We start from the raw sequence: 21,118 nt of genomic DNA, 5'->3' as shown, positions 1-21,118 counted from the left end.
CCACGTAATACGTAAAGGGAGGTTAAATCTGTATTTCGCGCTTAGCAGGAACAAGGCTTAAGTTAAAATGCGCCACGCCCCAAGCGAGTAATTGTTCGCAGGTTAAATCCATTAGTTGCTCATGTACTGGCAAGCCTAAAAATTTAAATACAGCTATTAAAGTTGGTTTTGGATTTTGTTTGCAAATTGCAGGGGCGTAATTTTGCTTAGACAGTTTAAACCCTGGTTTTGCTACTGCCAAAGGCAAATGAGCAAATTCCGGAATAGGGTAATTTAGTTGTTTAAATAAACTAATTTGACGCGCAGTCGGTTCAATTAAATCAGCGCCTCGTACAATTCGGTTGATCCCTTGCTCAATGTCATCAATTACCACCACCAGTTGATAGGCAAATAAACCGTCACTACGTTTTATTATGTAATCTTCATGAGCGAGAGCTGGATCAATGTCAATATGTCCTTGAATAAGGTCTTTATAATCAACGGTCGCATGGCATTGAGTTAAACGTAGGGCATGACCTTGCTCACTTAGTTGGCTGTGTTTACATTGCCCTTGATAAATACCGCCGAGGGCTTTTATTTGCTTACGAGAGCATTGGCAGGCATAAATAAGCTGTTGTTGTGACAGAGAGTGAACGGCATCTTGGTAAATAGTAAGACGCTGTGTTTGATACACAACGTTTTCATCCCAATTGAGGTTGTAGGCTTCTAAGGTATTTAGGATATCGGTGGCTGCGCCTTTTACAACACGAGTGGTGTCTATATCTTCAATGCGAACTAACCACTTTCCTTGGTTAGTTTTTGCATCAAGGTAGCTACCTACAGCCGCCACAAGTGAGCCAAAATGTAACGGTCCGGACGGAGACGGTGCAAATCGGCCGCGATAGTTAGATACTTGCGCAGTAACGGCTGTAGAAGACATGGCTATAATTAATTAGCCGCGTCCAGATTGCTTTTCTTTAATTTCAGCAAGTGTTTTACAATCTACACATAAATCAGCAGTAGGGCGCGCTTCTAAGCGGCGAATGCCAATTTCAATACCACAAGATTCACAAAAGCCAAATTCGTCTTCTTTAATTAATATAATTGTTTTTTCAATTTTTTTAATTAATTTACGCTCGCGGTCACGCGTTCGAAGCTCTAATGAGAACTCTTCTTCTTGTGCTGCGCGGTCAACGGGATCAGGAAAGTTAGCAGCTTCATCTTGCATGTGTGATTTGGTACGATCAACTTCGTTACGTAAATCATTACGCCAAGTTTCTAAAATTGTTTTAAAATGAGCACGTTGTGCATCATTCATGTACTCTTCACCCGGTTTTTCTTGGTATGGTTCTAAACCGGCTTGAGCCAATAAACCATGTCTTTTTTGGTCTGGCATAACTCTCTCCTAAATCCTTAATTTAATGCCTCAGCATTAGCCGGCGGTATAAATAACAGAAACTCATACCCTAGGCAAATTTATTTTTAAATAATCGAATTAGCTTAACCCTGTTTGGTGATATAAAAGTAGTAAAAGTATTGTATATACTTTTTATCACAGTATTGGTTTATAAACTGGCGTAGTTATATGGGCAATAACAATAAAAACAACTTATTTTTACTTTTTGGTTAAGTATTTTTTGGGCGTGGCGAAATACCAACGTTTAAATGCGCGCTTTTTACTCAACAAATGCTACTTTCTCAACTAAAGTTACTTCACTGGCAGAGATACGGGCTTTATAAGCTAATACTTCTACACCTTGCTCAATCGCTTCGCTAAGTAATTGTGCATAGGTTGAATCTATATGTGCCGCTGCACTCACTTGTGTGATCCCTTGATGTAGCACCGCAAATAGTAATACCGCACGATGCCCTTGTTTTACCATTTCGATTAATTCACGAATATGCTTTTGCCCACGAACTGTTTGCGCGTCAGGGAAGTAACCTTGCCCGCTTTGTGGATGCTCTTCACTTAGGAGCGTGACTGATTTAACTTCAACATAGCAATTGGCTTTACTGCTGTGGGTAAGTAAAAAGTCGATGCGGCTGTTTTCACTGCCATATTTTACTTCACTTCGAACTTGCTGATAGCCTGTCAGCTCTTTAATCACTTCAGCGTTAATCGCTTCTTCTACTACTTTATTAGCAACGGCTGTATTTACACAAATAAGCTGTGATAAGTTATTTTGCGTCAGCTCTAATGACTGTGGGTACTTTCGTTTGGTGTTACTGCTAGTGGAATAAAAGGCATTAAAACCAGAGTCAGCACAGCCCGTCATTTTCCCCGTATTAGCACAGTGAGCGGTAAAAGTGCTGCCATCACTGAGCTCTAAATCAGCTAAAAAGCGTTTGTAACGTTTTAATAACGTAGCAGATTGTAATGGCGGGGTGTACTTCATTAATGACTTCCTTATATAACCAGGGTTCAGGTTAAGTAAAATAAGACTTTACGGGCTATTTGAGGTTATTTACCGCAAGCAGTTGGGAACTTAAGCGCGCTATAGTAAACTCAACCACACATTTAAGTGCAAGGATATTCTAACATGAGTGAAAAATTTGTTGTTCAATTAAGCGAGCAATCGGCACCAGGACACTGGGGCGAAAGTGCGTCATTATCTTTTAACGAACACGGCGCAACGGTTCATTTATCTGAGCAAGAAACATTAAAAAACGTGCAAAAAGCAGGTCGTACTATTGCAAGCCAAGGTATTAAAAGTGTTGTGCTTGAAGGCGATGTTTGGTGTACAGAGAGCCAATGGGCATTTTATCAAGGCTTTGTATCACCAAAAGTACTGCACGGTGTTGAGTTTGTTGATAATGCACAATCTGATTTAAAAGAACTTGCTGATTTAAAAGCTTCAGCAACGTGGGCACGTGAAATGGTTAACGGCACCGCCGATGACATTTATCCAGAGAGCCTAGCAGAAAAAGCGGCTGAATTTATTCAATCACTGGCACCAGAACATGTTAGCTACCAAATAATAAAAGGCGATGCGCTATTAGAGCAGCAATGGATTGGTATTCATGCTGTAGGTCGTGGTAGTGAACGCCCACCAGTGTTACTTGAGCTTGATTACAATCCAACTGGCGATGATAACGCACCAGTAAGCGCTGCACTTGTAGGTAAAGGTATTACGTTTGACTCAGGTGGTTACTCAATTAAGTCTAGCGAAGGCATGTTAGGCATGAAATGCGACATGGGCGGAGCGGCAACAGTTACCGCAGGTTTAGCATTGGCGATTAACCGCGGTGTTGAAAAGCGTATTAAGTTGTTTTTATGTTGTGCTGAGAACTTAATTTCCGGTCATGCATACAAACTAGGTGACATTCTTACCTACAAAAATGGCACAAGCGTTGAAATTGTAAACACAGATGCTGAAGGTCGTTTAGTATTAGCTGATGGCCTTATGGCGGCAGGTGAGACAGGTGCACCACTTATTATTGATGCAGCAACATTGACGGGCGCAGCCCTTGTTGCCGTTGGTCAAGAATACAACGCGTTATTTGCCCTTGATAAAGAGCTAGTGCGTGAAGTAGAAGACTTTGCATCACAAGAAATGGAAGCCGCTTGGCCATTACCGCTTGAAAAGTGGCATCAACAAAACTGCCCATCACCGTATGCAGATACAGCAAACAGCCGTGCACAAAAAGGCGGTGGTTATGGTGGTGCTTCAAATGCAGCAGGTTTCTTATCTCGCTTTGTGCCAAACGATGGCAAAGGTTGGGTACACATTGATTTAGCGGCTGCATTTAATATGGGTGGTGGCACTAGTCAGTGGGCTTCAGGTGCAACTACCCAAGGTATGCGTACAGTAGCGCGCACCTTGCTTGAAAAGGCCTAATCAATTCAGATTAAGCAATTAGTTAAAAAATAGGTACCTTAAGGTGCCTATTTTTTTATCCGCCATACAAGCAATTTTGTTTTATTTACGGTAAAATCCTTCGCCAATACGTGTTTGAGCATCTATTTTATTTAAACCTCGCTCAAATATTATACATACCACTGGGATCCTTACTATGTCAGAAAAGTGCTATATCACGGCTCAACAATTACTTGAAGATTCATTCCGCGTAGCGGCACAAGTGTATAAAGATGGCTTTCGTCCAGATTTTATTATTGGTATATGGCGCGGTGGTGCTCCAATCGGGATCGCAGTTCAAGAATATTATGACTACAAAGGCATAGAGACCGATCATATTGCGGTGCGTACGTCGTCTTATTACGGTATTGGCAAGCAATCAAAAGAAATCAAAGTGCATGGTTTACACTACATTGTTGAAAACGCGAATGCGGGTGATTCATTATTGATTGTGGATGATGTGTTTGACTCAGGTCGGAGTATTGTGGCGCTAAAAGAGAAGCTTTCTGAACTAATGCGCTTAAACTTACCGAGTGATATTCGTATTGCTTGTCCATACTACAAGCCAAAAAACTCAAAAGTAGATACAGTGCCTGATTACTACATTCATGAGTCTGAAGAATGGTTAGTATTCCCGCATGAATTATCAGGGTTAACGCCGGATGAAATTATTGAAGGCAAATCTGATTTAGCTAAAATCCACGATATTTTACTTGAAAAATAAACGTGATTTTGCACAATAAAAAAGGCCTTAATGGCCTTTTTTATTGTCTTTAAAGCTGTGCAAAGCTATCTACATAGTCACTGAGTTTAGGAATATCGACAGCTTGCAGCCCTTGTGTGCTTCGTTGCACTAGGTTTTTTTCTACTAACTCACTCACTACCCGACGATATGCACGCTCAGTAGTTGCAAAGCGCTCTGCTTCGGCATTTACCGTAGGATAAGCACGCAATAAAGTGGGGTTGTTATTCTCCGCACGTAATAAACAGTCTTTAGCAATGTTGTAGCTTAAGGGAAGTAACAGTTTATCTAAGTTAATTTTTTGATTTTCTTGAAACTTAGCGGCAATAGTTTGCGCCGTGTATAGGCTCAGTTCTGGTTTATCGAGCAATAATGAGCGCCAATGTTTTAGCTCAATAAGATTATACGTGACATCACTGAAGCAAGTTACTGTGTAAATACACGGGTTATTATTCAGTGCTTCAATTTCGCCAATCAAGGTGTTATTACAGTCGAGCTGGCCAAGTAGCAGGCGTCGGCCATTTCCTACATCGTAACTAAACGATACAGTACCACTTCGCACCAATACCAACTTAGTGAGTGGTTGGTCTTGCTGTATTAATATTTCTTTTTTTGATTGCTGATAACTACTGCCGGCAAATGTCAGCAGCTGTTCAACAAGGTAACTGGAAAAATGGTATTGAAACATCAATCATGCTCTTCGGACAAATGTCCTATTTATTACACCTTAATGACGATAGCATTAAGATTAAGAATTTACGCTAACTTACCCACGCCGTTATTTATTTAATGGCGTTAAATGACCTTCATTCTACCGTGTAATGATTAAAAAATTGTGGGTAAAACCAGTATATTTTAAGGTTTTATTGGTAAGTTAGCTTTTTTATTTAAACTGCTAAGCAGCAGTTTTTAATAATGTACTAAAATTTAACTAGTAATATTAACCTAAAGCCTAGGAGAGAACAATTGAGTTGGGAATATTTAGGTTATTTAGCATCCGTTTTACTAGTTATTTCTTTGACCATGACCGATGTAACCAAACTGCGTTGGTTTAATTTATTGGGCTGTATTGCGTTTACTTTTTACGGTACAGCAATCGGTTCTGTACCGGTGGCATTTACTAATGGCTTGTTAGCTCTGGTCAATATATATCACATTATTAAGTTATATCGTCAGTCTAGGGCTGATACAAAAAAGGGTTAACTTTTAAGTTAACCCTTTTTTGTTTTTACTCAGGCTTTGCTGAATCTTTTTGGTAACGTAATTTACCTGCTATCCACGTTTGCAATACCTGAGTTTTATAAAGCTGCTCAATAGGCACTTTAAAGTAGTCTTGATCAACCAGTATAAAGTCAGCCCATTTACCTTGCTCTAAACTACCTACTTTAAACTCTTGATGCGCTGCATACGCGCCGCCAAGGGTAAACGCACGTAATGCATCTTCTCTGCTCAATACCTCACTGGCGCGCCAACCGTTTTCAGGCAGCTGATTATGATCCATGCGCGTTATCGCAGAATATAAACCATCAAATGGGTTCGCTAGTTCGACAGGGTAATCAGATCCCGCCGCAATCGTTGAACCTTGGTTTAAAAGTGTTTGCCAAGCATAAGCGCCTTGTAGTTGTTTGTCGGTTAAACGCTGCTCAGCCATATGCATGTCTGATGTGGCATGCACAGGTTGCATAGATGGAATTATTTTCAGGGTTTTAAAGCGCGGGATATCCTCTGGCGAGACTATTTGTGCATGCTCCATACGATTGCGCAGTAGTATGCCACCGGTTTGTTTAAATACATTTTGATAGGCATCTAGCACAATTTTATTTGCTCTATCGCCAATTGCATGCGTGTTAGCGCTAAAACCATTTTTAAAAGTCAGGGTAAATAATTGCTCTAGCTTTTGTTGGGTTTCAAGCATAAGGCCAAAATGGTTGGCTCTATCAGCGTATTCTTCAATAAGCGCAGCACCACGTGACCCTAATGCGCCATCAGCATAAATTTTTACACTGCGGATAGATAAAAAATCTTGTGAATCTTGATAACGACCGGCTTTAAGCATCATGTTTAAATCTGGGCTTGCTGCACTTAACATTGCTACAATTCTAAGCGGTAATGTACCTAACTCGGCGCGTTGTTTGTAAACTTGCCATGTGGTTTTATCAATACCTGCATCATGAGTTGAGGTAATGCCTAGGCTTAGTAAGTGTTTACCTGCGGCATCTAATGCATTACTGACCGATTGTGCAGACGTTGCAGGCATATGTTGAGTAACCAAGGTTTCTGCTTTATCAATAAAAATGCCGGTGGGCTTACCAAACTCATCTTTTATAATTTCTCCGCCAGCTGGGGCTGATGTATCAGCGTTAATATTGGCAAGTTCTAATGCTTTTGAGTTAACCCAAATGGCGTGACCATCTACTCGCGATAAAATAACAGGGCGATCGTTAACGACTTTGTCTAAGTCAGCGGCCGTAGGAAAGCGAGTATTTGACCATAGCTCTTGGTTCCAGCCTCGACCAATGATCCAACCTTTTTTATCTTTGGCAAATTCCTTGAGTTTAGCGGTTACTTCATCTACCGACTTTGCACCGCGCACATCAAGTTGCGACAAATTATTACCTAGCCCGATGACGTGTCCATGCGCATCAATGAGCCCTGGGAGTAGGGTTTTGCCTTTCGCGTCAATTAGGGTTGCACCCGGAAAGCTATTTTTCAAGCTGTCTGGACCTGTCTTAACTACTTTGCCATCTTTTATGACCAAGGTCGTAAACGTGTTTACTTCGCCATGGCGCATTTTTCCTTTATACAAAGGTGAGTAGCCATTAGCATTATAAATGACTTGAGTTTGTGCTATTGCCACGCTAGTGACGGCACAAAGGCTTGCTAGCAATATCGGTTTTATTAGTTTTATTAGTTTTATCAGTTGCATAAGACGCACATTGTTATTATTTGTACTATCACAGTAGCAAACTCAAATTTAGAATACCAATAAGACGATTTTTTGTTGATACAATAGCGTACCTATAGTAGGTTAAACAGTAATCATTTAAAAAATAAAAACTAATTAAAACTTAACTTTCATGCATAAGGAAACGCAATGAAACCACTTTACCTCACAATTCCGTTAACATTACTTCTCTGCGCATGTAGTGCAACATCACCTGAGAATAAGGTTGTTGAAAAAATAGACTATATTGATTTGTCAAGCGCAGAACTTCGTGATTCGGGAAAAGATTACTGGAATATTTTTAAAAGAGTGGAGCCTTTATACCCCATTGAAGCTGCTAAAAAAGGGCTTGCAGGGTGTGTTGAGCTCGTAACTATGATTAATCAGGAAGGAAAGGCGCAAGGCTATAAAATACTTTCTTCATACCCTCAAAAGCTATTTGATAAAGCAGCCGCAAAATCCCTCAATTTATGGAAATGGCTTCCGGCTGAAAATAATAAAAATAAACAACCCATTCTTACGCACATTAGAATGGATTTTATGCTCGAATCTAAAGACGTTAGTAAAAAATATTTGAAAAACTGCCCCCCCACCGAAGAAAAATTTTTGGTAAAAGGAAAAGTATATAAACGTACTTTATAATATATTTTCTTTATTTACTGGCGTACAAGCTGTATTCGCTTAATGACAATTGTGCGTCTTTATCACGGTCATAACTGCCAAAACGTGACCATAAAGCAGGATCACTGGCAGCTTCAGAACGAGTCAAAAAGCCATCTTGGTTGCGGTCAAGTTTTTCAAACTTTTCGGCAATATAACTGCTTGTTGCAAAACTCATACAGCTAAAAACAGTCAGTGTTAGTAAAATAATATTATGAAAAGGCTTCATATAAATGCTCAGTACAGGTTAGTGGTTAAGTAGTTTTTAAACTCAGTTAAAGAAATTCTGTTGTCTTGATTTTCATCCCAATTTGAAAATGAGTTTAATAGCTGAGGCTGAGCAGCAAGCTCGCTGTGGGTTAAATATCCATCATTATTTTTGTCCAAGTGGTCAAAGCGTTGCTTTACATCAAGTGCGAATGCACTTTGGCTGATAAAAAGTAAAGCACCAATAAAGGGAAGCAGTATTCTCATAGTTGGCGTTCCAAGGTGTATTTTAATTGCTGCAGTATTGAAAGAAAGCACTTGCCATAATTTAACTCCCAACATTAAATCCGTTTACACACTCCCTCAGGGATTATGGCAAATGCTTTTAACTCTATAATATAAAACTTAACTTGAATCTAAACTTAAGGTTTAAAGTTTTCGAACTCTTTTTTAGAAATCATCTCGTTATTGTCTTTGTCTAAATCAGTAAACTGCTTAAGCAGCTGCTTATCTTGTTTGGCCTCAGTGAGCGATATTTGGCCGTCCATATTTTTATCTAAATGCATAAAACGTACATTTAACGACGATGCCAATGCCGTCGCGCTAATAGCTAAAAATAGTAGCGAAAAAGCACCAATTAATTGTTTCATAAATATACTCCTTTATTTTACAAACTGTTTAAATTCATCGAACGATAATTGTCCGTCTTCATTCTTGTCTATTTGTGCAAAATTCTCATGCAGTAATGCATCTTCGCCGGCCTCTGCTTCGCTTAATGTACCGTTGCTGTCTTTATCTAGGCTGTAAAATGCTGTGTTCACATCAAGCGCAAATAAATGGCTACTTGTGAAACATAACGCTATTAAGGCAGTAGATTTTAAATAACCTTTAGTCATTCCTTGGCCTTTAAAAATTAATATTTATAAGCGTATTACAATTATAGTGCCATCTTTAATTTTTATTAAAAATCAATGGTTTAATTTTTTAACTTGTTTTTAATGAGTAATATTTACCGACGGTTGTGTGTTTTATGCAACATTTTCTTAGTTAGAATTTTTTACTATTTTTAAATCAAGTGTTTAACTTGTCGCAATTGTGCGACATTGCAACGGTTTTACTCTCAAAAATGTATTTGGTTCAGCGAGTGTATAAGTTGAGCGCTTAATAATAGAGCGCTTAAAAGTAGTAAAGGATTAGTGTATGCCTGCAATCATGGCTGAAAAATATAAAGCATTGGTAAACTGGCGTCCTAATTTGATTGGCCAGTTTGTAATGAGTATGCTGTTGTCACTTTTGCCTTTGTCTATTGTGGTTATTGTATTTTTAAATGTATTAAATAAACAATTAGCGGTCACACAGCAAATTGTCAGTAATAACTATCAAGTAACCAAGTCGTTTAATGCACTTAAACAAGAGCTCAATAGTTTAGAAAGGGCAACAAGGCAAAACTGGGTTTTAAAAAGCGATTCACTCGATAAACTTATCGTGGATAAATGGCAGTCATCGCTGGACAATATAAATGAGCTTAAACAGCTTTCTAGCAGCCAACAAAGTACTCAACAATGGCAACGGTTAACAGATACGCTAAAAGCAGCGCATACCAAACTGGTGGTTGAAGCTCGTGAGCAAGCAGAGTTGTTTGTGCCAATTAGTGAAATACTGGCAGATCTAACAATGTGGTTGCGCGAAACCAATGAAGCCAAAATCACTCAAAACCAAATTAAACTGACAAATTTACAAGCCTCCTTTATAAACTGGTTAGTGGCACTTACGCCTTTAACCTTACTTGTTGGCGGTGGGTTTTTATGGCGGATAAGTGGCCGTTTAAAAGGTTTAACCTCCGTTATTGATAAATTAGGCCAAGGAGATTGGCAGCAAAAAATATCAGTGCAGGGATCAGCTGAACTCATTGAACTAGGTAACAAGTTGCAGTGGGTGCAGGCGCAATTGCATATGCTAGAGCAGCAAAAAGATACGTTTTTACGCCATGTTACTCACGAATTAAAAACGCCTTTGGCCTCTATGGTTGAGGGCACTGAGTTATTAGCCGATGAAATTGTTGGGCCAATTAATAATGAGCAAAAAGCAGTGCTTGAGTTAATTAGTCAATCTATGGTGCGATTACGCACTATGATAGACAGCTTGTTAAGTTATAACGCGATTCGAACTAGTAAAGATAATGTTAGTGAAGTGGAATTTAACCAGCTAATAAAAAAGGTAAGTAATCATTTTGAACATAGGTTAAATGCACGAGAGCAGTCGCTTATTTGGCACAATAGCTTACCGACAGTTGCACTTAATTTACCGAGAGAATTAATTGAAATGATTTTAATTCAGTTAATCTCTAATGGTTTAAAGTTTTCCCAGTCAAATCAAGCAGTGTCGATTAGCTTAAGTTTAGAAAGTAATAGCTTAATTATACAGGTCGCTGATGAGGGCTGTGGTATTAAAGAGCATGAAAAAGAATATGTTTTTGGCGCTTTTTATCAAGGTAAACACAGTAAAGAGATTAGTCTTCAAGGCAGTGGTTTAGGCCTTACCATAGTAAAAGAGTCGGTTGAACAGTTACAGGGTAAGTTAACTATTGAGCATAATGAGCCGCAAGGCTGTCGATTTAACATTGTCATCCCCTATAAAAATAAAGGAGTTAAATAATATGTCTGCGCGTTTAATGGCTATTTTATGGCTAACCAGCAGTCTCGTTTTTTTATCTGGGTGTGAATTAACAAACACTCAAACACCAGCTAAACCTGAGCTAATAGCTCAAACTCAGCCCGATAATAAAAGCAACCAGCCCAATCCAAAGCCGCGGCCAAAACTAGATCTTATGTATCCGCCCGCAGCGCAAGTTATTGCATGGCATGCCCATCAGTGTGGTGGCTTTAAATTAACGCCTGACAATAAAACTTACTTAGGGGAGCAAGCACTTAAGGCATTTTTTAATACCGCATGCGTCAACCTTAGTCGCGACCCTGATACTGTTATGAGTCAATTGCTTAAGCTAGATCAAGCTTACTATTGGCCAGACGATATAAAACACTATTTATGGCTGCAAAAGCAGCAGGTATTAATGCAAATAAATGCAAAAAAACAACAACAAGCATTAAACGCTGAAATGCAAAAAACCTTATCGTCATTAGCTGCAATTGAACAGCAACTTTTATTACGTGAAGAAACCAAGGAGCAGTAACTATGTCAGTCACACTTCCATCAAGCGCTAAAGTGTTACTCGTTGATGACGATGCCAGCTTACTGCAGTTACTGGCAATTCGAATTCAATCAAAAGGTTATGAAGTAACAACCTGTGATAGTGGCATGAATGCATTACAAATACTTAAAAGCCAAGTATTTGATGCGGTGATCACCGATTTAAGAATGGATGAAATGGATGGAATGGCACTGCATCGACAATTGCAAAGCCGCTACCCAGCATTACCTGTAATTATGATGACGGCTCATGGTTCAATTCCTGATGCGGTAGAGGCGACTAAGCAAGGTATTTTTGCCTTTATTACTAAGCCAGTTGATAAAGATGAGCTGTTCGATAGCTTAGCTAAAGCCATAGAAATACATGGGGTGAATAATGATGATATTATTCCGCAAAGCAATATTGTTACTCGCAGTGGCGCTATGCTGCATTTGCTAGAGCAAGTTAAATTACTAGGCCCTACTCAGGTAAATGTACTTATCTCTGGTGCTAGTGGTACGGGTAAGGAGCTGCTTGCACAGGCAATTCATCAGCACAGCCATGTTAGTGATGGCCCATTTGTGGCTATTAACTGTGGTGCAGTCCCTGGTGAGTTATTAGAATCGGAGTTATTTGGTCACAAAAAAGGCGCATTCACAGGGGCGGTAAAAGATCACCAAGGCCTGTTTCAGCAAGCACAAGGGGGGACCTTATTTCTAGATGAAATTGGTGATATGCCGCTAAATTTACAAGTTAAGTTATTACGCGTGCTGCAAGAAAAAACCATTCGCCCAGTCGGTTTTCAAGAAGAAATCCCCATTAATGTGCGAATTGTTTCAGCGACCCATAAAAACTTGCCTGAAGCTATTAACAATCAAGAGTTTAGAGAAGATTTATATTATCGTTTAAACGTAGTAAACCTCAAACTTCCTCCGCTGCGAGAGCGCCGTGAAGATATTAGCTTATTAGCTAATTTTTTTAGCGCTAATATTGCAAAACGTATGGAGCAAAAAGAAAAACGTTTTGCAAACGATGCCATGCATGCATTGGTAAGGTATGATTGGCCTGGTAATATTCGTCAATTACAAAATGTGGTGGAGCAGGTGGTTGCCTTAACACCAAGTGACGTTATATCTGAACATTTAGTGCTTAGTGCGTTAAATAGCAATGAAAATAACGTTGAGCCACTTTCGCTTAACGACGCTAAAAAAGAGTTTGAGCGAGATTACGTTATCAATACCCTGAAAATGGCAGGGGGTAATGTGGCCGAAGGTGCCAAGCTTGCCAAGCGTAATCGTTCTGATTTTTATAAGCTGATTAAAAAGCATGAAATTGACGTAGATAGCTTAATGTAATTTTAAAAAAGGAAGTGAGCATGCAGTTATTTATGGTGTATTTAGGTGGGCGTATTCAAGGTTGCCACATAGAAATGCACGACGTACGTTTTGTGGTAGGTCAAAACATTGAGCAAACTTATAGCAAGCTTAAAAGTCAGTGGGTAGGCGACAAAAATAGCGTACACATGGATAGCTATATGGCGGTTAATCACATTGATGGTTATAAAGTCGAGGTAGTTGATAGTTATGTAGAGCAAAATAAGCAGCTTTATTTTGTTAACTTAGGTGCTTACAGAAGCGACTCACTAGCAGAGCAACACGACTTTGCTTTGTATGTTGCCAGCAGTAGTGAAGAAGCAAAACAGCGCGCTAAAAATGATTTACTCGCAGGGCTTAGCCATCTACATAAAGATGATTTACATGATGTTGATGATTGCTTTGCTATAGATTTACTCGATAGCCAGCTTAATATTAAACTAACCCCAAGTGGTCAAGCACAAACAATTAAACCTGACTGGTTTGGTTATCATGTATTATAATAAATGAGGATTTATTAAGTTTATTAGGATGTTGTGTGAAAAAGTATGCGTTTATACTTTTGCTAGTTGGCTTAAGTGGCTGTAAATCACTGTCGGGTTTACCGCCCGTTGTTGATTTAAATAAACTGGTAAAGCAAGTAAAAAACGATCCTACTGACGTGGTTGCAATTCACAAGCAAGCACAAAAAACACACCGTTCTATTAAGGCACAGGTTGGTAGCGTAAAACAGCTTTTAGCCGCATTAGAAAGCGTTGTTGGGCGCAAGTGGGGTAAACAAAACACTCAGCAACCTAGTGCCAAAAAATACGTAAAATACAGTAATGATTACCAAGCTCGTGCCATTATTGATTTTGAGCAAGGCACTGTAAAAGTAGAAACCATCGCGTTAAAAAATACAATAAGCTTGTTACAGCAGGCCATTGTTATGACCTTACTGACCTCTAGCGATCCCGATAAAACCGATATTTTTACCAGCGAAGCGCCAATTTTAGAAGGCGAGCCGTTTTTATACCAACAAGTGCTCGATCAAGATAAGTTACCCATAAAATATAGCTGGCGTGCTAATCGATTTGCGCGTTATTTAGTAAATAATAATTTAAAAAAGCAACGTCAATATGGGCACGTTATTTCGTCGGTTAGCTTTGATTTAGTAGAGCAAAATGCTCATTTAAGAAAGCAAAAGTACAGTGCTTATGTGCTGGCGGCTGCAAAAAAATATCAAATATCGGCAGCACTTATTTATGCCATTATTGAAACCGAAAGTAGCTTTAATCCACATGCGGTGAGCTCATCAAACGCCTATGGATTAATGCAAGTGATCCCGGCTACCGCAGGGCGCGATGTATACCAAAAAATAAAAAAAGTACCTGGGCAGCCAACCAAAGCAGTATTGTTTAATCCAAAATATAATATCGATATAGGCAGCGCCTATTTAAGTATTTTAAAAAATAACTACTTAAACAAAATTAGTACCGACAAAAGTAAGCACTTTGCCATGATCTCGTCTTATAACGGCGGGGCGGGTAATGTTCTGCGCATATTTAATAAAAATAGAAGTGTGGCGTTTTCACAAATAAATCAGCTTACTGCAAGCCAGTTTTATAATATTCTCACCACTAAGCACTCACGTGCGGAATCAAGACGCTATTTATACAAAGTCACTAAAGCAGAAAAAAACTATCAGTAACTTATTTACTCATCATTTTCTTGTTGTTCACTTTTGGCTGCCATTTTAAAGGCTATTATTACTAAGCCAAACATAGCAAATGGAATTGCAGCTAACAAATACTCAACCAAATGGCTATCTTGAAAATTAGCCTGTAGCAAGAAATGCCCTGCAACACACATAATAATAACCACCAAAAGGATGGGCAGTAACATAAGTTCTTTTTTTGCTGAGTGGTTTTTCATTCGCTGTTAGGTATTAAAAAATAATGCGCTATTGTAATGAGCTTAATAAAGCTTGGCAAACAACACAGATTTTTTAATGACTATTAGGTATGATTAACATCAAAGAAAAGCTTAAAAGTAGTGGTTGGGAATAAAGTGCAACAGAGTTTAAAGCAAGTTTACCTAGTGGGTGGAGCAGTGCGAGATAAACTGCTAAACATACAATCAAAAGATAATGACTATGTTGTTATTGGTGAAACGCCAGAGACAATGGAAGCACTCGGATTTTTACCCATTGGCAGCGATTTTCCGGTTTACTTACACCCAAACACTAAAGAAGAATATGCACTAGGGCGCACTGAGCGTAAAAGTGGTAAAGGTTATACCGGCTTTGTGGTGGATGCCAGCCCAAACGTAACCCTTGAAGAAGATTTAGCACGCCGAGATTTAACCATTAACTCTATGGCGCTAGACGAAAACGGCACTATTATTGATCCATTTAATGGTCAAGCTGATTTAAAAAATAAAATACTGCGTCACACCACCCAAGCATTTGTAGAAGACCCTGTTCGGGTATTGCGTATTGCTCGCTTTTTAGCGCGTTATGGTAGCGACTGGTCTATTCATCCAAGTACTACTGCATTAATGCATGAGCTTAAAAATAAAGGCGAGTTGGAACATCTAGTACCAGAGCGAGTCTGGCTTGAAACAGAAAAAGCGCTTGGCGAAAAACACCCTGAGCTTTATTTCCAAGCATTAGATGGGTTAGGTATTTTTCCTGAAATAGAACAGATGAAAAACACCCCGCAGCCGGTAAATCATCATCCCGAGGGCGATGTGTTTGTCCATACTATGCTAGTGCTTAGACGAGCAGCCGATTTAGGCTTTAACCTAGAAACGCGTTTTGCTGCTTTAACCCATGACTTTGGTAAAGCGCTAAGCTATAAAAAACGCGGTAATTTACGCGGCCATGAGCGTGAAGGGGTTGCTGTAGTTGAGGCGTTTTGTGAACGTTTAAAAGTGCCTAATCGCTTTCGTGATATAGGCGTGCTTACCAGTGATAACCATACACTTTGCCACACGCTTGAACAGTTAAGGCCGCAAACTATTCATAAATTAATCGTCACTAATTTAAATGCGCTAGTGCATCCAGAGCGTTTTATTGCTTTTACTCAAGCGTGCCAGTGTGATGCACAAGGACGAGGCGAAACGCTGGTGGATAAGCCCTATCCACAAGCCGCTAAATTACGTGCTATTCACAACGAACTACAAAAAATGGATAAAAAACAGATAGTGCAAGACGCGCTTAAAAGCGGCAAAAAAGGCCCCGAAATAGGCGAAACGGTCAAACAGGCAGAAATAGACTGCATTAAAGCGTTTTTAAGCGATGAGCCAAGTACGGTAAGCTAATTAGTGAAGATTAAATTAAGTACCGAGATACGCCTTATACCTTAAGAAGTGGTACTTTTTGAAGGTCGTTTACCTGAGTGTTGTGGTTTAGTTGCTTCAGGCTCAGCGTTTTTATCTGATTTATATAAACTAAAAATAAAGTCGAGCTCTTCTCGTTCAAGTGATGGCAACACGGCAAATCCTACTGCTGAATGAGTTAATATAGCGCCAGAGTATGTGAACCCGACTTAATTAAAAGTGAATGATTACAATTAATTAAATCGCAGTTGCTCATACCTTTAAAGCAACGACAAAACAATCAGTAAACTCCCAAAAAAAGAGTTGGATAACATTCAAAAGCTCATTGTTAGATTAATATCGTAGAATCTAATAAGCTATTTAAGGAAAATCTGTAGCTGTTTCTTACCATCCTTAAATGAGCTCGACATTTGTTGCGGTTTATTTAAGGATGGTAAGGGAGCAATATTTAAAGGCCTTTTTCTATTAAAAGCACCTAACTCATAGCTATTTACTGTTGTTGAGAGCATCTTCAAAGTCTATAGAGCCAGGAAGATTATTTTAAAGTAAATATTTGCTCTACAGAAATAGCGAAATAAGCCGCTATTTTTAGTGCAATAACCACCGACGGTGTAAAACGCCCGGTTTCTACTGTACTAATAGTTTTTCTAGAAACGCCTATGGCATCCGCTAACTCTTGCTGAGATATTTTATGCTGTAATCGAAGTTTGTGAATATGATTATCTAAATCTTCATTCATAAAGCTCTTCCTTGCCAAGTTGCCACAAAATTAATGTGCCATGTGTAGATGCTGCTAGGCAAAGCAATACTTGAAGTGCATCTGTGGGGTTGAAAGGGGCTATTAATTCCACAAACCACTTACTGTCGCCACTATATGCGAGAAATGCTCCGCCAATTACCATAATGTGACATGTAACGCGCAGGCTGAGCGAACTAACATAATCCACATACTCGTCGTTAAATTTATATGTCCAGAAACCTAGTTTTGATATGTGCTTAGCAAACTTCATGGATTTAGTACCTAACACAAGAAAATAGATAAAACTCGCAAATAAAGTTAAATCTACTAGCAAATATATAACTGAATCGGTTTTGCTGATGACTGTTGAAAGCAGCTCTGCTAACAAGAAAAACGCTAGAGCAATACTGGCTTTTCCAGTAATTGTTAAATATTGCTGTTCTTGTTCTGGTAGTACTGATATTGATTTTGCCATCTGTTGTATATCCCTTTTTAGTGACGACCAAATAATGTCGCGTTGTGTTTACTCCACTTAAGGTTTTCATGTGATACCTAAACACACCATATGTAACCTTCAGGTATCAATGATACCCAAAGGTTACATAAAGGCAACCTTTTTTTATTTTTTACTTGGGTTAAGTGATTATTGATTCAGTATTAAACTAATTCAGTCAGTAAAAACGCAAACTCGATTTAATTTTTTGGCAAGCCAAATCAGCCTTTCTCATCTACCACACCAAAATATTCCTGCTCAAGCGAAGATATCATCTATTCTACTGGTATGCGTTTAAGGGGAGGTAGGTAAAGTATATATGGCAAGCTTTAAAGTGTACGGTCAGTCTTTGCTTTTTCATCTTTTGCACTATTTAATGCCAAGTTAAGAGAGTACTTATTTTTATGGTGAGTTTTTGTATGGTGTATGGGTACTAAATCGTTTGATATCTACAGGGTATGTATTTGTAATTTTATACATTGGTCATATTTACTTAATTTTAAAAGTTATCAACTAGTACTTTCATTAAACTTTGGTAAAATAATGTGTTACGTTTTTATGCCCGTTTAACCCACTATTTTTCTGCTTTGCTCGTTGCTTTACTAATGTTTTTAATCGGTAGGTATTAGGCTCTTAGATTTAATTTAATCTTATTAGCCAGCCCCGCTAAATCAAGCTAAAACTAATTAAGACTAAAAAATCATTTAACTAATTTGCTAACGGTAAACTCACTGTAAAAGTGACCCCATTACCTTGAGCATTATTGTGCGCCGTTACTGTACCTTTGTGGTAATCACACACTAGTCTTACAATATAAAGCCCTAAGCCTAAATGCGGTTGTTGCTGCATTTGTTGGCTGCGCACCGATACCATAGAATCAAAAATATGTTCAGTAAGTCCCTCAGGCAATAAAGTACCTGTATTACTTACCGTTAATGTTGCTTTGCTTTCATTTTGCTTAAGGCTGACTTCAATTGCAGTGTTAGCTTCACTAAATTCCAAGGCATTATTAATTAGCTTATCGAGCAGTTGCGCTATAAATTCAGGGGCACCTTGCATTGGCAGTGTGCTTTGGCAAATGTTGAGTGTAAATAACTGGTTAGGATAAGTAAGCTGGTAGCCCTGCATACAGCCACTAATCACTTTTTGTAAATCAAACTGCTCTGGCTCATTACTTTGAATACTTTGCTCAAGGCGGGTAGCTTCGCTCATAGTGGTAATTATTTTCCCTAAGCGCTCAACCCCTTCGCTGGCACGTTCAAGGTATTTTTGACTCAGTTCACTTTGCTGCAAGCTTTGTAAGTTTTCAAGAGATGAACGGACAACCGCAACCGGTGTGCGCAGCTCGTGAGATAAGCGCGACGACATATTTTCTAAATAATCGGTATAGCCACCAAGTCGGCTCACTATATTTGAAAAGCTACGCGACAGGTCGCCAATTTCGTCATTGGCATCGCTGTAATTTATATGGCCCGTTACTCGTCCTTGCGCATCAATGGCTTGCTCTGCTGTATCTCGTAGTCGCCTAATACGGCTCGATATACGCGAAGCAAAAAAGAACAAAGTGACTGTGCCAATTAACATGACCGCTAAAATTACATTAAATAGCTTTTCCAGCGATTTATTACGCAGTGTACGCACGCCATTGGTGGTTTCTTCAGCTATAACTGCCCCAATAACTTTATCCTCAATCCAAATAGGATACGCAGCCGATAATATCACCGCTTTGTTATCGGGAGTGAGCCGCCACGACGAGGCCGGTTTGCCTTTAAGTGCTTTGGCTAAATGAGCGCCTTGCATTGAAGCTACATCGTGTAAGGTATCTATAAATTCATCTTCAGGACGAGTTAAAATTTTATAATACATAGGATGTAAATAGGCCTGTTCAAAGCGCTGCCACGCAGTTTTTGGCGCTTGATTTTTTAGCCCATCGGCCCATACGCCATCGGCATTCTGAATACTGCCCGATTGCGCTAATACACGGTGATGGTTATCGACCACCCATATGCGACTGCCGCTGTGTCCCATGCCTTTTAATATACGGTTTATTTCAGGGGAGGGCACCAGTACCGAACCTAAATCATTCGGGTTATTTAAGTTCGATGTAGACATAATACTAGGGGGTTGGTTTGGTTGTTTACTATCAACATCGGCAATGGCAAATCCCAGTTTATTGCCAAGCATACTCAAAGGAAAGCGCAGCTCAAGGTTGTAACCTGTTTCAGTTTGTTTAAAGAAACCCTGAATTTTAGTAAAAGGCATTTTACTGTTGGCATCAAATGCGTTGACCCAGCCATCTTGGCGCGGAGCAATAACATAAGTATTAAATTGCCCATCGGGGTTTTTTAGGCCAACTTTTACGTAATCGTTATTGGTAATGCTGAGGCTGTTTTTGGCACGGTATACTAAAGCATCGTCAGTGACTTTAAATACTGCATATAAGTAATTATCAAACTTACCTACCATGTGGCTAAATGATAAGTTGCTTAGCTGATGGTTATCATCGGCTGTTTGTAAGTAGCGTTTGTCATAAAGCCAAAATAGCGATTGGTAAGCGTCCCAGTCGCTGAGTTTGCCATCGAGTTGAATTGGACTCTTTAAATTATAAGCATAGAGATCGCGGCCTTTTACAACTTGATCTAAAAAGTTGGTTTGTTCGTCAAATAAAGCGGGGCGTTCGTGCAGAGCCGTTGCCAGTGCGCGTGTAGTACCTACTAGCGTTTTTTCTTGGCCTTGGCGTAAAAACTTTTCCATTTCCCATACGTATTCGTAGCCTAACCATGGCAACAAAAACAAAAAGCATGAAAGTAGAATAAATTTACTGCGTAGGCCAAATCTCAGCATGTGGGTTGCTCCCACCTGTAACCCATGCCATACACGGTATCAATGCAGTCAAACTGGCTATCGAGTGCTATAAACTTTTTACGAATGCGTTTTACATGAGAGGTAATGGTACTGTCGTCTACATAAATTTTAGCATCGCTCATTAACTCATTACGGCTTTTAACGTGGCCAGGTCGTTGGGCGAGTGAATGCAGCATCCAAAACTCAGTTACGGTTAAATCAACCAACTGTTGTTGCCAAAGCACCTGCATGCGTTGCGTGTCGAGTGTTAGTTGACCGCGAATTATTAATGCGTTGGCATCGGCGGGTTGCTCTAATGCTTCCATGCGGCGAAATAGCGCACCAATACGCGCGGCTAAATGCGCTAAGCTAATATCTTTGGTTAAGTAGTCATCGGCGCCCATGCGCAGGCCGCATACGGTGTCTATTTCGCTGTCGCGAGCGGTTAAAAAAATAATTGGTAAGGTTTTAGAAAGTGAACGCAAAGTTTGGCACAGTAAAAAGCCGCCATCTATTTCATGGCCTAAGCCAATATCAACAATGGCTAAATCGGGGAGTGCTTCTTTAAAAGCTACTTCTGCTTGAGGGCGGTTTTCATAACCACTTACCTGATAGCCTTGAGCGCTCAGCATTTCTATGTAGTTTTCGCGAATGGCAGTTTCATCTTCAACGATAGCTATTTTTTTCATTTTTATTAATTACTCATATTGACTTAGACGCACTATAACGAAGTTTTTGTGCTAAGTAAGGTTAAAAAGGCAATTGCCATTTT

25 protein-coding genes are annotated in these 21,118 nt (G+C 39.4%); 10 read left to right on the top strand and 15 right to left on the bottom strand.

The window, feature by feature from the left end:
- Positions 1 to 22: 22 nt before the first annotated feature.
- The 3 genes from gluQRS to sfsA all read right to left on the bottom strand — a co-directional run bounded on the left by gluQRS (position 23) and on the right by sfsA (position 2,375).
- Complete coding sequence (gene gluQRS, locus CWB77_RS09560; RefSeq protein WP_138622504.1) at positions 23 to 919, bottom strand: tRNA glutamyl-Q(34) synthetase GluQRS; 897 nt, start codon at positions 917 to 919, stop codon at positions 23 to 25.
- 12 nt (positions 920 to 931) lie between these two features.
- Positions 932 to 1,375 carry an RNA polymerase-binding protein DksA gene (gene dksA, locus CWB77_RS09555; RefSeq protein WP_008111170.1) on the bottom strand — a complete coding sequence of 148 codons (444 nt, stop codon included), beginning with the start codon at positions 1,373 to 1,375 and terminating at the stop codon, positions 932 to 934.
- Positions 1,376 to 1,655: 280 nt separating this feature from the next.
- A complete protein-coding gene (gene sfsA, locus CWB77_RS09550; protein ID WP_075169766.1) occupies positions 1,656 to 2,375 on the bottom strand; it encodes a DNA/RNA nuclease SfsA in 720 nt (239 codons plus the stop codon).
- 144 nt (positions 2,376 to 2,519) lie between these two features.
- Between sfsA and pepB the strand changes: the two genes are divergently transcribed.
- Both pepB and CWB77_RS09540 read left to right on the top strand, forming a co-directional pair.
- The gene (pepB, locus tag CWB77_RS09545) at positions 2,520 to 3,818 is read left to right on the top strand and encodes an aminopeptidase PepB (protein ID WP_054201839.1); all 1,299 of its coding nucleotides are present in this window, start codon (positions 2,520 to 2,522) and stop codon (positions 3,816 to 3,818) included.
- Positions 3,819 to 3,993: 175 nt separating this feature from the next.
- Complete coding sequence (locus CWB77_RS09540) at positions 3,994 to 4,560, top strand: phosphoribosyltransferase (protein ID WP_010387648.1); 567 nt, start codon at positions 3,994 to 3,996, stop codon at positions 4,558 to 4,560.
- A gap of 49 nt (positions 4,561 to 4,609) precedes the next feature.
- Here CWB77_RS09540 and CWB77_RS09535 read toward each other — a convergent pair whose 3' ends face one another.
- Positions 4,610 to 5,266, bottom strand: coding sequence for a Crp/Fnr family transcriptional regulator (locus CWB77_RS09535; RefSeq protein WP_008111159.1), 657 nt, complete (start codon positions 5,264 to 5,266; stop codon positions 4,610 to 4,612).
- 278 nt (positions 5,267 to 5,544) lie between these two features.
- Here CWB77_RS09535 and CWB77_RS09530 point away from each other — a divergent pair, with 278 nt between their 5' ends.
- Positions 5,545 to 5,781, top strand: coding sequence for a YgjV family protein (locus tag CWB77_RS09530; RefSeq protein WP_010387650.1), 237 nt, complete (start codon positions 5,545 to 5,547; stop codon positions 5,779 to 5,781).
- 25 nt (positions 5,782 to 5,806) lie between these two features.
- Here the strand turns inward: CWB77_RS09530 and CWB77_RS09525 are convergent, their stop codons facing one another.
- Positions 5,807 to 7,495: an amidohydrolase gene (locus CWB77_RS09525; protein WP_138622552.1), complete on the bottom strand. Its 1,689-nt coding sequence runs from the start codon at positions 7,493 to 7,495 to the stop codon at positions 5,807 to 5,809.
- A 177-nt stretch (positions 7,496 to 7,672) separates the two neighbouring features.
- Between CWB77_RS09525 and CWB77_RS09520 the strand changes: the two genes are divergently transcribed.
- Positions 7,673 to 8,164 (top strand): energy transducer TonB, encoded by a 492-nt coding sequence (locus CWB77_RS09520; protein WP_010387653.1) that lies wholly within the window; start codon positions 7,673 to 7,675, stop codon positions 8,162 to 8,164.
- A gap of 10 nt (positions 8,165 to 8,174) precedes the next feature.
- On the opposite strand, the gene CWB77_RS09515 is transcribed toward CWB77_RS09520, so the two are convergent.
- The 4 genes from CWB77_RS09515 to CWB77_RS09500 all read right to left on the bottom strand — a co-directional run bounded on the left by CWB77_RS09515 (position 8,175) and on the right by CWB77_RS09500 (position 9,285).
- Positions 8,175 to 8,411 (bottom strand): EF-hand domain-containing protein, encoded by a 237-nt coding sequence (locus CWB77_RS09515; RefSeq protein WP_010387654.1) that lies wholly within the window; start codon positions 8,409 to 8,411, stop codon positions 8,175 to 8,177.
- Positions 8,412 to 8,419: 8 nt separating this feature from the next.
- Positions 8,420 to 8,656 carry an EF-hand domain-containing protein gene (locus CWB77_RS09510; RefSeq protein WP_010387655.1) on the bottom strand — a complete coding sequence of 79 codons (237 nt, stop codon included), beginning with the start codon at positions 8,654 to 8,656 and terminating at the stop codon, positions 8,420 to 8,422.
- Between the two features lie 155 nt (positions 8,657 to 8,811).
- Positions 8,812 to 9,039 (bottom strand): EF-hand domain-containing protein, encoded by a 228-nt coding sequence (locus tag CWB77_RS09505; protein WP_008111149.1) that lies wholly within the window; start codon positions 9,037 to 9,039, stop codon positions 8,812 to 8,814.
- A gap of 12 nt (positions 9,040 to 9,051) precedes the next feature.
- The gene (locus tag CWB77_RS09500) at positions 9,052 to 9,285 is read right to left on the bottom strand and encodes an EF-hand domain-containing protein (protein ID WP_010387657.1); all 234 of its coding nucleotides are present in this window, start codon (positions 9,283 to 9,285) and stop codon (positions 9,052 to 9,054) included.
- Between the two features lie 304 nt (positions 9,286 to 9,589).
- On the opposite strand from CWB77_RS09500, the gene CWB77_RS09495 reads away from it, so the two are divergent.
- From CWB77_RS09495 to CWB77_RS09475, 5 genes are read left to right on the top strand one after another with little or no spacing between them, the layout of a single operon-like run.
- On the top strand, positions 9,590 to 11,044 hold the full coding sequence (locus tag CWB77_RS09495) for a HAMP domain-containing sensor histidine kinase (RefSeq protein ID WP_131691595.1): 1,455 nt from the start codon (positions 9,590 to 9,592) through the stop codon (positions 11,042 to 11,044).
- Between the two features lies 1 nt (position 11,045).
- Positions 11,046 to 11,579, top strand: coding sequence for a hypothetical protein (locus CWB77_RS09490; protein ID WP_054201834.1), 534 nt, complete (start codon positions 11,046 to 11,048; stop codon positions 11,577 to 11,579).
- 2 nt (positions 11,580 to 11,581) lie between these two features.
- On the top strand, positions 11,582 to 12,931 hold the full coding sequence (locus tag CWB77_RS09485) for a sigma 54-interacting transcriptional regulator (protein ID WP_138622502.1): 1,350 nt from the start codon (positions 11,582 to 11,584) through the stop codon (positions 12,929 to 12,931).
- A 20-nt stretch (positions 12,932 to 12,951) separates the two neighbouring features.
- Positions 12,952 to 13,452, top strand: coding sequence for a DUF1543 domain-containing protein (locus CWB77_RS09480; RefSeq protein WP_010387662.1), 501 nt, complete (start codon positions 12,952 to 12,954; stop codon positions 13,450 to 13,452).
- Between the two features lie 35 nt (positions 13,453 to 13,487).
- A complete protein-coding gene (locus CWB77_RS09475) occupies positions 13,488 to 14,639 on the top strand; it encodes a murein transglycosylase domain-containing protein (RefSeq protein WP_075169762.1) in 1,152 nt (383 codons plus the stop codon).
- 5 nt (positions 14,640 to 14,644) lie between these two features.
- Here CWB77_RS09475 and CWB77_RS09470 read toward each other — a convergent pair whose 3' ends face one another.
- Complete coding sequence (locus tag CWB77_RS09470) at positions 14,645 to 14,863, bottom strand: hypothetical protein (RefSeq protein ID WP_076918363.1); 219 nt, start codon at positions 14,861 to 14,863, stop codon at positions 14,645 to 14,647.
- A gap of 135 nt (positions 14,864 to 14,998) precedes the next feature.
- On the opposite strand from CWB77_RS09470, the gene CWB77_RS09465 reads away from it, so the two are divergent.
- The gene (locus CWB77_RS09465) at positions 14,999 to 16,252 is read left to right on the top strand and encodes a multifunctional CCA addition/repair protein (RefSeq protein ID WP_138622500.1); all 1,254 of its coding nucleotides are present in this window, start codon (positions 14,999 to 15,001) and stop codon (positions 16,250 to 16,252) included.
- Between the two features lie 41 nt (positions 16,253 to 16,293).
- Here the strand turns inward: CWB77_RS09465 and CWB77_RS18745 are convergent, their stop codons facing one another.
- From CWB77_RS18745 to pdsR, 5 genes are all read right to left on the bottom strand, one after another.
- Positions 16,294 to 16,425, bottom strand: a complete 132-nt coding sequence (locus tag CWB77_RS18745; RefSeq protein ID WP_258306396.1) for a hypothetical protein — start codon at positions 16,423 to 16,425, stop codon at positions 16,294 to 16,296.
- A gap of 380 nt (positions 16,426 to 16,805) precedes the next feature.
- Positions 16,806 to 17,009 carry a helix-turn-helix transcriptional regulator gene (locus tag CWB77_RS09460; protein ID WP_054201830.1) on the bottom strand — a complete coding sequence of 68 codons (204 nt, stop codon included), beginning with the start codon at positions 17,007 to 17,009 and terminating at the stop codon, positions 16,806 to 16,808.
- The gene (locus CWB77_RS09455) at positions 17,002 to 17,484 is read right to left on the bottom strand and encodes a hypothetical protein (protein WP_138622498.1); all 483 of its coding nucleotides are present in this window, start codon (positions 17,482 to 17,484) and stop codon (positions 17,002 to 17,004) included. The genes CWB77_RS09460 and CWB77_RS09455 overlap by 8 nt, the downstream gene beginning before the upstream one ends.
- Before the next feature lie 726 nt (positions 17,485 to 18,210).
- Positions 18,211 to 20,346, bottom strand: coding sequence for a proteobacterial dedicated sortase system histidine kinase (gene pdsS, locus CWB77_RS09450; RefSeq protein WP_138622496.1), 2,136 nt, complete (start codon positions 20,344 to 20,346; stop codon positions 18,211 to 18,213).
- Positions 20,340 to 21,035 carry a proteobacterial dedicated sortase system response regulator gene (gene pdsR / locus CWB77_RS09445; RefSeq protein WP_008111124.1) on the bottom strand — a complete coding sequence of 232 codons (696 nt, stop codon included), beginning with the start codon at positions 21,033 to 21,035 and terminating at the stop codon, positions 20,340 to 20,342. The genes pdsS and pdsR overlap by 7 nt, the downstream gene beginning before the upstream one ends.
- Between the last annotated feature and the right edge of the window lie 83 nt (positions 21,036 to 21,118).

The sequence above is a fragment of the Pseudoalteromonas sp. S1610 genome, from assembly GCF_005887465.1.
GTDB lineage: Bacteria > Pseudomonadota > Gammaproteobacteria > Enterobacterales > Alteromonadaceae > Pseudoalteromonas > Pseudoalteromonas undina.
Note: the sequence above shows the minus strand (reverse complement) of the source record. Positions and strands in the feature narration are given on the sequence as shown.